The organism is Fibrobacter sp. (assembly GCF_017545445.1).
Taxonomy (GTDB): domain Bacteria; phylum Fibrobacterota; class Fibrobacteria; order Fibrobacterales; family Fibrobacteraceae; genus Fibrobacter.
In genome coordinates, this window is sequence record NZ_JAFWOM010000043.1 from 107931 (window position 1) to 122464 (window position 14534).

Consider the following 14534-nt stretch of genomic DNA (forward strand, 5'->3'; position numbering starts at 1 on the left):
GATAAAGGAGCATAGAAAAATATGTTAAGCAAGTTTGGACTTAAAGTAGCAGCCCTGGTCTTGGTCGGCACTGTTTCGTCGATGGCTCAAGGCGTGGCCCCAATAACTTTTGGGGATTCTAAAACAGATGTTAATAACTGGAATTACCTGACTCAATATAAGCTTTGGGGAACCAATGGTATTGAGTTGGGGAATAGACCTGGTTTCTATAATCCAAAATATTTCAATAAATCCACTAAGAGTTATCCTCCTGATCTTAATTATCTAGACTCTTTAGGAGCTGTGGGAACTTTAAAAAATTTGGAATCTAAAGGCGATGGCGGATGGCTTGATGGTCCTATTGTTGTTGGCGGTAATATTACCAATAGTGGGCAGAATTTTGAACTTTTGACGGGACCTGTTCGTACGAATGGCTCGATTGCTGCTATTCATAATGATGTAAAAACGACTTGTAGCTTGACAAATGTAGATGGTAATTGTAGCCCGGATAAAGTTCCCGATTATCGTTCCACTATCAAAGTCCCGACCTTGTCAGGGTCTATTGCTTGGCGTAGTGCTATAACGGTGCCAAACAGCAGACGTTATACGATTGATGTTAATAATATGTGCCCTGGTACTGGCACTTGCGATATCTTCTATGAATCCATCAATTTTGAAAACGATGGACGCCTTGTTGTTGCTATGCCTGCAGAGGGGCGCACTACCCGAATTTTTACAAAAGCTCTTAATATGAGCACCCATCCTCAGATCGTGGTTCGTTATCCTGATGGCGAACTCAAACCAAATCAGTATCAAGGTAATTTGCTGATTTATGTTGATAATAATATTACTTTTGTAAATACCGATAATGCTGACATGATGGGTACTTTGGTCAGTAATGGAACGATTGAAATGCGTTGTAATATGATTGTTTCAGGACAATTTATTGCAAATAAAATTGTTATCGGTAACGAAATTGAAGCTGAAAAATTTACTTTTAAACCTTTTAACAAAGTACCAGAGCTTTCCATTCTCGGAAACAGGGCTATCTATTTCGAAGAAGGGACTGATTGGAAAACTATTAATGTTGAATTGAGCGAATCTACCCCAGAAAAAGTAACGTTTGGATATTGCTTTGAATTTTATTCTGCTACCGGCGCCCAGAATAATTATGCGGGTTACCAAGATGTGGGAGATGCTGATGCTAGTCATAAATTCCCGATATGCAATAAGGGAGAAGAAGTCAAGGTTACTATTCCTGCGAACCAAACCAAGGCCGAAGGAATTTACATTAAGCCTTTGTTGGATGGCTATGTTGAAAAAGATGAACAACTTTGGTTCCAGGTTACCTCCATTGAAAATGCTAAGCTTGCAAATGATTATGAACAAGGGAAAGGCTATAAGATTTATATTGTAAGTAACGATAAGTTGCCGACGGTCTCAAGTGAACTTGTTGTTAATGTAAATGAAGATGAAAAGCATACGTTTACCGCAGCGGAATTCAAATTCCAGCATGAATCACAGTCGCTCGCTGCTGTTATCATAACAAGCCTCCCCGCAAGCGGAACGCTGGTTCTTAATGGAGAGGCCGTTAAGTCTGGTAATCCGATTGACGTTTCTAGTTTCTCTAAGTTCACTTACACGCCTGATCCGAATGAATTCGGTAACAACTATACTACGTTCGGTTATAAAGTTGTTGGTGACGGAACTGTTGACAATACTTCTATTGAATATACGGCTACGGTTAATGTCATTCCTGTTAATGACAAACCGGCTGCATCTGATGTTGTGTTTATCGTGAATGAATTGGATCACGCTATTGCGGGCGGTCCGATTGAAGTGACGGATGTTTCTAATGAAAGAAGCCTGGATACTTACACTTTCAAATTGGTAAATGTGACGGGAAGTGATTTGGCTGCATTTAACGATGCGTTTGAGATTGTCAAGTTGACTGGCCAAAATGCGACGATTAAAGTGAAGACGGGTGCTGTTTTGGATTACAGCCAAAAGAAAGAATATGTCGTCTATGCGACAGTCTCTGATGATGCTGCTACAGAAACGAGTGTTCAAGCTGGTCCGCAGACATCAGAACAGTTCAAGATTACAGTCAAGGTCAAGAATGAAAATGATGACCCGGTTATTGCTCCTCAGGAATTCTTTATTGCAGAAAAACAAGCTGATGGTAGCGATTGGCCGAGTGGTACATCTGTAGGCAAAGTCGTTGCTTTTGACCCGGATGATGACCCGCTCTCCTTTACGGTTGATGCTTCTGAAAATGTTCCGTTTAAGTTCTTGAACAGCACGAACGAACTTGTCGTGACGGATGGAAGTAAGCTTGATTACGAAGCCCAGACTGGATGGAAATTCAGGGTTATCGTTTCTGACGGTCAGGGAGGCTCCAATGCTACCTCTGTTATAGTGCACATTACGGATGTGAACGAAAAGCCGGAACCCGAAAACGTGAAGTCGGAATACTCTGTTGCAGAAAATTCCATTAAGGGCACCGTTGTTGGTTCATTTGATGTTTTTGACAATGATAAGATTTCTACTGCGTATGAAACGCTGACTTATACGTTGACGGGTGCTTTGACTGGTGTTAAAGGCGGTACGACCGCTAAGGACATGGGTGAAATTTTTGAAGTCAAGGAATCTGGAAATATTGGCGGAGCAAGAACAGTTCAGATTGTTGTAAAGGATCAGGCTTTGCTCGATTACGAAGCTCTGTTCAACGGTACGAACGCAACTTATCCTGTGACGATTACTATTGCAGATGCAAAGAATTCCATCGAGGTAACGACAAAGATTGCTGTAACCGATGTCAATGAAAAGCACTCTGCCACGGGTGGAACATTCTATGTTCTTGAACATTCCGCAGGCGGAACTTCTGTATGTTCTCAGAAGCATAATGCCGATGGCGAATGTGAAGGCGACTATGGTCAGGTTAAATTCATTGACCCGGACTTGAACAATGCTTTGAAGTTCAAAATGTCCGCTGCGAATACGGGTGACGATGCAAGTGCCTTTGCCGTTGATTATCAGGGATTCATAAAGACCTCTGGTAACGAAGAATTTGAATATGATGGTACCGGAGCGAAACGTGAATATACATTCCTGGTGACTGTCTATGATACCGATTTCTCTGTAGATGTCGAAGTCACCGTGAAGATTGAAGATATCGAAGAACCTAAGATTGAGTTGACTGTTAACGGTTCTGGTTCCATCAAGGAAAATGCAGATAACAACTCGGTTGCTGACAAGTTCTCGAAGGAAAAGTTGATTGAAGAAAATCCTTCCATGGCGGCTGATTTTGATAATATTGGCGAAATCCAAGAATACATAATTGGTGATGTGAAGGGACCCCATGGTTCAGACATCTTTTTTGTTGACGCTGAAAAGGGGAATATTCAAATTAATGACAATACATACCTGAATTTTGAGGAACTGTATCCGAATAATTCTTATGAGGTGCAGATTGTAGTTCAGGGTCAAAAAAATGATCTCATCATCAATAGAACTGTTGTCGTTGTGGATGTCAACGAAAAACCTGTAAGTAGGGATACGACGTTCTCTGTCAAGGAAACGGTTGAAGGTGGCACTATTGTTGGAACGCTGTGGGCTACGGATCCGGACTCCTGCTCCAAGATTCTTGCGAGCGCTTGCCGAAATGGAACTCATCCATACGGGTTCAATAAGTTAGTCTATACGATTGTTGACGAAGATGACGATTTGCCGTTTGAAATCAACCAAAGCTCTGGTGTAATCACGCTCAAACAGGGTGAAAAGCTGGACTTTGCAACAACAAAAGAATACGAATTTAAAGTCAAGGTGATGGACCGCTCTTTGGATCCCGAAAATCCGCCGATGTCCACGACGGCTACCGTTAAGATTGTAGTAACTGATGTAAACCAGCCTTCGGAATTCAGGGTGCTCTCTGACCTTTATGAAACAGAAGAAAATGTTGCGGTCGGTACTTCGTTGAAAACGATGGTTGCTTCCACTTTGACTGTTGGCAAGATTGTAGTCTATGATGAAGATGTTGCTGATATTGACAAGTTGAAGATTACCATAACGGATATGGATGCTACAACTGCTCGTGATGCGGCGAACCTTTTTGAAGTTGTTCAAGATGGTAAAACCGATTCTGATCGTTTAAGTACGTTCGTCATCAAGACGAAGAAAGACATTAACTATGAAGATCTCTACAAGGTGGTCGACAAGAACGCTATCTTTAATGTCACCTTGACCATTGATGATGCTAGTACTGATTTTACGCATACGAGCCAAACGACCAAGATTCGCGTGATTGACGTGAACGAGGAACCTACTGTTACAGCTCCGGCTCCGTTTACAATTGCTGAAAACACCACGAAAGCCACTTCGCTTGGTAAGATTACTGCAGATGATCCGGATAAATTCAATGCAAACTTCGGTACGTTGTATTTCTCTCTGAAGGGCGACGAAGCTGCACAGTTTGATATTGATGCTAGCACGGGTGAACTTTCCACAATCAATAATGCCAAGTTCGATTACGAAACCAAGTCTTCTTACAAGTTCAAGGCTGTCGTTACGGACAAGACGTTTACGAAGGAAGTCGATGTCGTTGTCAACGTCAAGGATATGCCGGAAGTTCCGAAGTTCCCGGATAATCCGCCGGCACTTGCTGTCGATGAAAATACCTTGAAGGGGACGAAGGTTGGTGATGTTGTAGCTACGGATGACGATTGCAAGGATACGCTTATTGCAACTTGCAAGCAGCCGACTTACTCGCTTACCGCAACCGACATTGCTGCAACCGACTACAAGTCCTTTACGATTGATAAGAACGGAACCATTACGGTGGCCCAAGACAGTATTTTGGACTATGAAACCAAGAAGGAATATTCTGTCCGTGTCGTGGCGACGGATGGTAGCGATCCGACGCTCTCTAGCTACATTGACGTGACTATCAAGATTAACGATGTGAACGACGCTCCGACATACGCAAAGAAGAAATATGTATTCGAAATACATGAAAGCGCTCCGAAGGGTGAATTTGTCGGTTCTGTTGTTGCTGGTGACCAGGATTCTTGGAGTAAGTTGACATATACACTTTCGGACTACGTTGCTAATTCCAAGGACTCTGAAGTCTTTAAGATTGATCCTGCAACAGGAAAGATTTACTTGGATGCTACTATAGATTACGAAACAAAGAACACGTATGAAATTTGGGCAAAAGCTACCGACAATGGTAAGGATAAGGGTTTTGAAAACTACTCAGCTTCGACGTTTGTGACTATCAAGCTCATCGACGATCCGGATAAGCCTGTAATTGTTGATGATGGCAAGAAGGGTTATGATGTCAAGGAAAATACGGTTGATAACAATACCCCGACTGGTTTTGAAATTGCATGCTACGAAGTTCAAGACCAGGATAAGGACCAAGTCGCTACGTTGGTTCCGTTCGTGAAGGATGCGGGTGATACTGATGCTGACCGTCTGTTTGACGCTAAGCTCAAGAAGAACGGCTCCAAGTATGAAGTTTGCTTGACTGTGAAGAACGGTGCCAAGTTGAACTACGAAACGATTGCTCATGAACACAATGTGATTGTTTCCGTGATAGATGCGGATAACCAGACTGCTGAAGTCAAGAAGACTATCAATATCATTGACGTGAACGAAATGCCGATTATTTCGGGTACGGTTAATTTCTCGTTCTACGAAGACAAGGCTCCGCACGTCATTGGTAAGTTGTTCCCCGATGATTTGGATACTCTTGAAGCTTTCCGCGACGATATCTTTACCGTTGTCGGCGGCGATGTAGATTTGTTCGAAATTTCTGAAGATGGCAAGGTCAAGACCAAGCGCAAATTCGACTACGAAACCGAAGAAAAACGTACGTTTGAATTGATTGTCGCCTTGTCTGATAGAAATAAGACTGATTATCCGAAGCTCACGACTCAAGAAAAGTTGACGATTACGCTTAAGGATATGCCGGAAGTTCCGGAAATCACGAGCAAGGAATTTGATGTTGATGAAAATTCCAAGGCTGGTACCGAAGTCGGAGTCCTTAAAGCTACGGACCCGGATGGTACGGGCAAGTTGCTCTATGAACTCACTGAAGAAAGTCCGTATGTGGTTGTTACTCCTGAAGGTGTAATCAAGGTTCGCGAAGGTGCTGATATTGATTATGAAAAGATGCAGGAATTCACGATTAAAGTGATTGTCAAGGATGAAGATGGTTTGCAGTCGCTTCCTGAAGAAGTCATCATCAAAGTCAACGATCTGAATGAACCTCCGACCATCAAGCCGCAGACGTTCGTATTCTATGAAGATGATCCTCCGGGAACCAAGACTGGTCCTATCGAAGCCTCTGATCCGGATACGAAAAACGAAAAGTTCAGCAAGTTGACGTATTCGCTTGTCGATTCTAGCGATGTGTTCACTGTGACTCCGGATGGCGACATCGAAGTGAAGGGCAAGCTCGATTACGAAACCCAAAAGACTTACGTTGTTAAAGTCGCTGTGACGGATGGCAAATCTACAGCCACCACTGATGTGACAATCAACCTTGAAAACGTGGTTGAAAAGTCTGAAGTTGAAATCACACGTGTTGAAGCTGGTGATTCTATCTACTTGAACCCGCCGAAGGAAAATCCGATTTACACGAACAAGGATGTTATTCTTGTGGAATGGAAGCAGGATGGAAAGACCAAGTCTAGCCTCGATACTTTGAAGGAAGGCAAGAATGTCATTATCAAGACCTATAAGGATCCGAGCCGCGACCTTGAAGGTGCTGATACCATCGTTGTGTTCTACAGCACAGCCGCTCCGCTTGTCGAAGTGACTGCAAAGAAGACTGTTGTCACTGCGGATAACATCTACACCGTGGTCGAAAGTGTGGATAAGAAGGACTCTTCCATTTATGTGAACAACGATAAGAAGGATGTCCTGGTTATCGTGAAGGATACTGTGGCAGGTATTTCTGATACATTCGATGTCGATGTGAAACTCAATACGGTTACTGTTCCGAATACAGTCGTGAAGACTCTTACGGAAGTTGCCAAGTCGCAACCGACGCTCAATAAGAATCCGAAGTCTGGAGTCAAGGAAAATCCGATTAATGGCGAAAAGACCAAGATTTCTTACGAAGAAACTGTGAGCGGCAACAAGGTTACGGTTTCCTACAATGTCGATAACAATGGCAAGATCATTAAGGAAGCTGTCATTGATGAATATGGTGAAAAGACGATGATCGAGGTCATTGAAGTTTCTACCGTGGTCGAAGTGAATAAAACGAAGGTCGTTGTCTCCTACAAGGCAGATGCCAAGACCGGTAAGATGCTCTATGGTGACTCCGAAGGCAACTTGTTGACTAGCAAACCGAGCAGTTCTAGCTCTAAGCCAACATCTTCGAGCTCGAGCAAGAAGGGTCGTTCTTCGAGTTCTTCGAAGAAGGGTTCTGAAACGACTAGCGATGATGTTGACTTGAAGGTTGGCGTTGGAGCCTTTACTGTGACTTACGATGCTGATGGCGTCGATGGCAACAAGGCTACGATTACCTACGTTGTTGACGAAAAGGGCGACATTGTTGCTAACGAAGAAGGCGATAAGGGCTATCTCGTGACTTACACTTACACCAACAGGTATGGCAACTCTGCTGACAAGTCGGTGTTCATGGTGCTCGACAAGCTTCCGCCGGTGGTTAAGATTATGTCTCCTGCCGATGGTGATGTGGTCTATGCAAACAATGTCGATGTCGATTGGTGCATTGCGATTGACGGAAATGAAAAGAACTGCGTCAAGCAAGATACTTTGAACTTCCAGAGCCTTTCCAAGGGTGTGAACACAATCAAGCGTATCTATCGTGACAAGGCTGGCAACGAAACGATTGCTGAAGTCAAGGTCATGATGAAGAAGGCTAAGGATGTCGATATTTCTCTTGAAAAGCCGATGATTATCGTCAACAGAGATACTGTTAAAAAGTACTACGAAATCAATCCTCCGCTGGAAGATCAGACGTTTGCAGTTAGCATCGTAAATCCGACGACTCAGAAGGAAAAAGAAGTCATCAAGGGCTTTATGGATGAAAAGAAGAACAAGGAAGGATCTGGTGAAGAACCGTATCCGGGTCTTGACAGCCATCTTGGTCCGACATTCCAGATTGATTTGAGATTGCCAATTGCTACATCTGTGGGCGGTCTTGCAACGCTGGACGATATTGTTGTCGGCGACATGGTTCCGCTTGATGGTGTTGATGCTGCTGAAAGTAAGAAGGTCTCTGTCAATGATTATGTGAAGGATTACTGCTCTAGCGAATTCCGCGAAGAATTCAATAAGACGAAGGACTTTAGCAAGGCTAATCTTTATAGCTCTATCGCTCATGTGACGCTTTGGTTCTATTCCTTCGATGGTGGCCGTTTCATTGACAAGTACAGCTTTGAATATGATGTCAACGATCCTGAATTTGTCGATAAGGCTGGCCTCATGAAGTTCTTCTACGAAATGAAGCTTGATTTGGATGGCGAATTGAAAGATTCTCATGGACGTCTCTATGGTACGGGTCCGTTTATCGTGAAGACGAAAGTGGATCTTCGCTCCAAGCTTCGCTGTGTGGTTCCGCCGATTGATGGAAACGCCAAGATTGGTGATATTCTCAAGTCTGGTGATGAATTGACAAGACGCTTTGGCTATCGCCGTCCGGTGTTGCGTAACAATGAGAAGGCTTCCGGTAACACTTCGAAGAACTCTTCTTCAAAAAGTTCTTCGAAAAAAAGTTCCTCTAAGAAGAAATAAGACTTAATAAAAATTCAAATCCCGGTTCAGCACGCAAGCTGGCCGGGATTTTTTTATCTGTCATGCCGGATTTATTCTGGCATCTGTGTTGTATAGAGTAAGCTGACCCCGGAACACTTCGGCGTAGCTCAGTGCATCGCAGAGTCCGGGGTGACAAAAGTGATTGGATCAGTGTAAGCCGACCTCTGATTTCTAGCCTCTAATCACTAGTCTCTAAAATTCTATTATTACTGTCAAAAAGAGGTTTATCATGGGTATTGAAGAACGTTCTACGCTTGTTTTTGCAAGCGGTATTGGTCGAATCAAGGAAGAAAAGCAAAAGCCTGTTCGTCCGCAGGGTGATGGTGTTGTGCGGATTTCTTTGAAACGTCTCGGCGGTGGCAAAATGGTGAGCGTTGTGTTGGGAGTACCTTTGGATGAAGACGAACTCAAGGAACTAGCCCGCGTGCTGAAGCAGAAGTGCGGTGTAGGCGGCGCTGTGAAAGATTTCTCCATTGAAATTCAGGGCGATAAACGCAATATTCTAAAAGCGGAACTTGAAAAAAGAGGCTATACAGTCAAGCTTGCTGGTGGTTGATGTTTTTTTGATACATTTCTTTTAAATTTTTTACTTTATTTCTTACAAAAAAGTTAAATTTCTTATAAGAAAATAAATATAGAGGTCTTATGTTTAAGCATCTGTTTTTTTCGTGTTTATTGCTAGCCGTGGTTCTTCCATCAGCGGTGTGGGCTGCACCCAAAGGCGAAAAAGTCGGTACTATTCGTGAAGCGCACGCTGCGTTCAAGAATAATGGTAACGGAAACTGTGCTGAGAATGCCGAGTGGAAAGATGAGGCCAAAAGCAATACTAAATTCCGCCAACTAGATTGCTTTAAGACTAATAATGGCGGTGCTGTTCGTTTGGAATTGAATGACAACAGCTCTTTTACGATTAACGAAAATTCTCTAGTGGTCATCGGTAACCTTGTGGAAAAGGATGAAAGTGGCGCGTTTCGGATTAAGCTCGATATCCAGAAGGGATATATGGGTTTTAAAGTCAAAAGTAAAAGTGGTAATGAAGTGGACTTCACTACGGGGACGGCTGCAGCTTCGATCCGTGGTACAGAAGGATTTATCGGTGAAGTCAAGGGAATATTCTATTCGAGTTTGAAAGAGGGTAGTTTAAAGGTTGAGATGGATAATGGTGATTCTATTTTTATTAAAAAGGGCCAAACGATTATAAGGAACAAGGATAAGGTTGTCGTCCTCGATCTCAAGTCGTCCGGCGATCCTGAATTTTCGAGAGTGCTGAATGATATTTTGGCCGATTCGACAAAGACTTTTGAAGATTTGCAAAAGGAAGTTGAAAAGGCTGATGAAAAATTCCAAAATCATGAGTATGTAAAAACATCTGCCGTTGATTCTTCGTCTGTTGTAGATTCGTCTGTTGTAGATTCGTCTCACGCGTATGCACCGGTTACAACGGAATCGCCTGTTAAGACTGCTGAATTGAAGGCTCCTCAAATTAATTTTTACTCTTATGATTCGTTGAGATGCGTAGCTACTGTTAAAGTTTCTGGCGCTAGTGATCATCCGGCTAGTTTGTCTGCTCTTGCGGATGGTTCTTCTATTTCTGAAGTCTCTGTAAAAAATGATACGCCAAAGAATGTGGCTTTGCGTAGCGGTATTCATGACTATGAATTTGTTGCAGAAAACGAAGCGGGGCGTAGCAGTGTCAAGAAGACTTTGGGTTGCTATCCGATGAAATCGTTCTCTGTGAAAATATTTGGCGGCAAGTATGTGCGTCTCCAGATTCCGCCTCCGCCTCCAGGTGTTGAAGACGTTATTACCCAGACGTTGCAGTTCCAGATTCGTGTTCCTGAAAATGACCCGAATGTCTTGAAGAGTGTTGTTGTACGACAGAATGGCGTGGTGCTTTTGCAAGAACGTTTGTCGCAAATTCAGAATTTGGAATACCAGATTCCTGTGCAGTTGAAACGTGGGCAAAAGAACAACTTCACAATTGAAGTTATTCATAAGAGCGGTTATTTTGTCAAGACTGCCAAAGTTTATGAGGTTGGAAAATGATTTTTCGAGGACTCGCACTTGCTTCTATTTTAGCAGTTCCTTCTTTGGCACAAACTGTTGCTGACTCGGCCGCCGCACCAACGGCACAGCCAGTAGCGGATTCAGTCGCCGCCGCACCAACGGCACAGCCAGTAGCGGATTCAGTCGCCGCCGCACCAACGGCACAGCCTGCAGCGGATTCGACTGCCGCCGCAGCAACGGCACAGCCTGTAGCGGATTCAGTCGCTGCCGCACCAACGGCACAGCCTGCAGCGGATTCAGTCGCTGCCGCACCAACGGCAAAGCCTGCAGCGGATTCAGTCGCTGCCGCACCAACGGCACAGCCAGTAGCGGATTCAACCGTCACCGCAGCAACGGCACAACCCGTAGCGGATACGACTGCCGCAGCTGCATCGACTCAACCTGTAGTTGATTCCGTTGCTGTATCAACAGTGGATTCTGTAACGGTAGCTGTTGCTGACACTGCCAAAACTCAGGCGAATACCTCGTGGACTGTTAGCGGTTCCTGGGGGGCTGAGTTTGGGTATCATTCTGTCGTTACTCAAAAGAATGAATCGGGTGAAGTTTTCGTGAATGGCACGGATTCAATCCAACCGGGAAAAAAATACAAGAACTATTTCCAAGTGCCCGGTGTTTATGCGGCCTGGAATGCGTTTGTTCAAATGGAATCTTCGACAGGGAAAAAATTTGAATTTACTTTAGATGCAACAAGTAATAACTGGAATCGTTTTGACCCTAGATATGTGCAAGCTTTATATGAAGATCGTTACCAGAAATTTATTTTGGGCGACATGCTCGTCTGGGGTGGTGATTTGTATTTGGGCGGTATAGATCTTTTCGGTGCCAGCTATGATTTGAATATTGGTCGCGATTCTTTGCTTACGTTTAGTATTTTCGGTGGTGAAAATCGCGCTCCGAAATTACCTTACGAAAAAGATCCCGATATGTACAACCAGTACATTGGTCTCGACGAAGTCGAGGCCCAGAAGATGGTTCTTGGAACAAAGGCTCTTTGGAATGCTTCGAAAAATGTCAATGCGACGATTGGCTTTATTGGTAGCAAGGATTACTTGGAAGATCCGTATTTCCGTGACGGAACTAGCAAGGACGTGAAGTTGTCAAATCCGATGTTCTCATCGAAGACTCTCTTTAGCGAACTTAATGGCAGGATCATGGGCGGTCGCGGTTCGTACAACATCCAGTTTGGCCTGGGTGGTGCGGATACGTTGAATGTTGTTGCCCATCGTGCTGTAAATTCTGTTTTTGAAAGTGCCGGGCTTGATGTTTCGTCTTTTGCTCAGTTGCGTCGTTTGATGAACAACACCTCTCTTGTGAACCGGATGAATCGCGAAGAATTGGAGCTTATGTTTGGTGAAAATACGGACATGAGTGTCGATGAAATGCGGACTGAACTGAAGAGGGTTTTAAAACTTGCGAGTGAAGCTTTGAAGCAATACCGCAAAAATAACGATAAGGATCCGAACGAATGGACTTTCCAGAATCTCGCTTTGTCTGGAATTTACAGTTGGAAAAGTCAAACGTCGGCAGTCGATGCGTATTTCCGCATGGTGGGACGCAATTACTATAGTGCCGGCTCGCCGGATTTGCTGCAAAACTCTCGCCAGATGGGAGCCAAGTACGAAACGAAAATAAGAGATCCTTGGAAGCTGAATGTCGGCTATGAGATGAACATCGAAAATGCTTCGGGCAGTGGAGATGCTTATAACTTCTTTGGACTTGCGGAAGGTTCTAAGTTGGGATTTATTCCGGGGGCCGATGACGATTGGCTCAAAAAGCATGAACAAGATGCTTCGAGAACACTGTACGTTCATGATTTTGAATTGAAAAATACGTTCAAGATTCGCGATTCTGCTGAAGTTATGGTTCGTTACGCATTCAATTATCGTACTCGTAGCACTCCGCAAAGACTTCATGGAAACTTTATTGCGTCTTCAGGAATTTATTCAGATCCGTGGTTCGCTAAGCAATCTGGAAAAACTTCCATTGATGTGGAAACCGATGATGGCGTTATTCAAATTGACTCGGCTCGTTGGGCAAAGTACGCTGCTTTGCAAAAAGAGGAATATTTGGCAACGCAGTTTGACGAGCGTTTGTTGAAGCATACGTTAGAACTTGGTGCCACGATTAAACTTCCGAAAAATGTGTTGAAGGTGGGCTCTGTCTTTACGTTCCGATTTGATTTGTCAAAGTTCAATCAGGATGATTTGTTGGACGATTTTGATTTTTCGAATAAGACGTACGGCATTCTTGGGTATTATTTCCATGGAAGCGACTATTTCGAAATGCGCATTCCGATTTCTTTGACGACGACACTTGATAAGTTCCGCAATTCTGTTACATTCACGCCCCGCTATAGGTCTTACAATCGTGATGACATGAGCGAGTTTGAATGGTACCTCTCGGAAAGTGCTGCGATTCAATTGAAGCCGAATTTCTTGGATTTGATGCTGAATGGAAGTATTCGTCAGAACTTTATGAGTCGCCAAGAAGAAAAGAAAACTCTTGATGAAATGGAGTTGGATTTAGATTTGTCTGCCGGATTGAAAATCCAGTTGACGGAAAGGCTGAGTAACGAATGGACGTTTGGTGCGTTCTTCAATCACCGTCCGGATAATGAATCCGAAGGTTATAGGGATATTTACGGATCTATTTCGGTCAATTTAGACTTTTAAAAATGCATATTGGTTGTCATCTTTCGTCTTCGGGCGGCTTCCTTTCGATGGGGGAGACCGCTCTTTCCATAGGTGCAGATACTTTCCAGTTCTTTACGCGTAATCCGCGAGGTGGTGCCGCTAAGCCTTTTGACAAGGCCGATGCGGATGCCTTGAATGCGTTGATGGAAGCCCATGGTTTTGCACCGATTCTTGCCCACGCTCCTTATACGTTGAATGCCTGTGCCGCAGACCCAGCACTCCGGCAGTACGCTCAAGACGTAATGAAGGATGACTTGTTCCGCATGGACCATTTCCCGCGAGCGATGTACAACTTTCACCCTGGTAGCCATGTGAAGCAAGGGGTCGAAGTTGGCATAGAGTTTATTGCAGAGCATTTGAACAACATATTGCATAAGGACCTCAAGACGAAGGTGCTTTTGGAGACGATGGCAGGGAAGGGATCCGAAGTCGGTCGTACTTTTGAAGAATTGCGATCGATTTTAGACCGTGTGGAACTAGATGAAAAAATGGGAGTTTGTCTGGACACTTGCCACGTATTCGATGGTGGTTACGATATAGTCAATCATTTGGATGACGTGCTTGAAGAATTTGACAAGATTATTGGACTGAAACGTTTGTGCGCAATCCATTTGAATGACAGCAAGAATCCATTGGCAAGCCATAAGGATCGCCATGAAGTCATTGGGGGTGGTTTTATCGGTTTGGAGGCTCTTGTTGGTGTCGTGAACCATCCTGCTTTGAAGAATCTTCCGTTTTATTTGGAAACGCCTAATGAGTTGCCAGGGTATGCTGCGGAGATCGCATTGATGCGGAGTCGGGCTTGCTAAAAATCGCAAAAAAATGATTTTTTTGCCACTAAATCCCTTGACAAAGAAAATGAAATCATCTATATTTGTGCGCGTCGATTGATTATCTTTTGAGATTGACAAACGATGCCTCATAGCTCAGTTGGTAGAGCCCGCGACTGTTAATCGCGTTGTCCTTGGTTCGAGTCCAAGTGAGGCAGCTCAAAACCCTCGG

The 14534-nt window shown here is 43.9% G+C and carries 5 protein-coding genes and 1 tRNA gene; all 6 read left to right on the forward strand.

Annotation, left to right across the window (positions count from 1 at the left end):
• The first annotated feature begins 21 nt into the window (after positions 1 to 21).
• The 6 genes from IKG78_RS05420 (at position 22) to IKG78_RS05445 (ending at position 14520) form a co-directional block, all read left to right on the forward strand.
• Positions 22 to 8751 carry a cadherin domain-containing protein gene (locus IKG78_RS05420; RefSeq protein WP_290940535.1) on the forward strand — a complete coding sequence of 2910 codons (8730 nt, stop codon included), beginning with the start codon at positions 22 to 24 and terminating at the stop codon, positions 8749 to 8751.
• A gap of 250 nt (positions 8752 to 9001) precedes the next feature.
• Complete coding sequence (locus IKG78_RS05425; protein WP_290940538.1) at positions 9002 to 9328, forward strand: stress response translation initiation inhibitor YciH; 327 nt, start codon at positions 9002 to 9004, stop codon at positions 9326 to 9328.
• 89 nt (positions 9329 to 9417) lie between these two features.
• Complete coding sequence (locus tag IKG78_RS05430) at positions 9418 to 10818, forward strand: FecR domain-containing protein (protein WP_290940541.1); 1401 nt, start codon at positions 9418 to 9420, stop codon at positions 10816 to 10818.
• Complete coding sequence (locus IKG78_RS05435) at positions 10815 to 13511, forward strand: hypothetical protein (protein ID WP_290940544.1); 2697 nt, start codon at positions 10815 to 10817, stop codon at positions 13509 to 13511. The genes IKG78_RS05430 and IKG78_RS05435 overlap by 4 nt, the downstream gene beginning before the upstream one ends.
• 2 nt (positions 13512 to 13513) lie before the next feature.
• The gene (locus IKG78_RS05440; protein WP_290940547.1) at positions 13514 to 14341 is read left to right on the forward strand and encodes a deoxyribonuclease IV; all 828 of its coding nucleotides are present in this window, start codon (positions 13514 to 13516) and stop codon (positions 14339 to 14341) included.
• 106 nt (positions 14342 to 14447) lie between these two features.
• Positions 14448 to 14520 (forward strand) — tRNA-Asn (locus IKG78_RS05445).
• Positions 14521 to 14534 lie beyond the last annotated feature (14 nt).

Bases quoted from the DNA above. Each gene is read 5' to 3' on its own strand.
- IKG78_RS05440 (WP_290940547.1), top strand. From the start codon at position 13,514: ATGCATATTGGTTGTCATCTTTCGTCTTCGGGCGGCTTCCTTTCGATG.
- IKG78_RS05430 (WP_290940541.1), top strand. From the start codon at position 9,418: ATGTTTAAGCATCTGTTTTTTTCGTGTTTATTGCTAGCCGTGGTTCTT.
- IKG78_RS05435 (WP_290940544.1), top strand. From the start codon at position 10,815: ATGATTTTTCGAGGACTCGCACTTGCTTCTATTTTAGCAGTTCCTTCT.
- IKG78_RS05420 (WP_290940535.1), top strand. From the start codon at position 22: ATGTTAAGCAAGTTTGGACTTAAAGTAGCAGCCCTGGTCTTGGTCGGC.
- IKG78_RS05425 (WP_290940538.1), top strand. From the start codon at position 9,002: ATGGGTATTGAAGAACGTTCTACGCTTGTTTTTGCAAGCGGTATTGGT.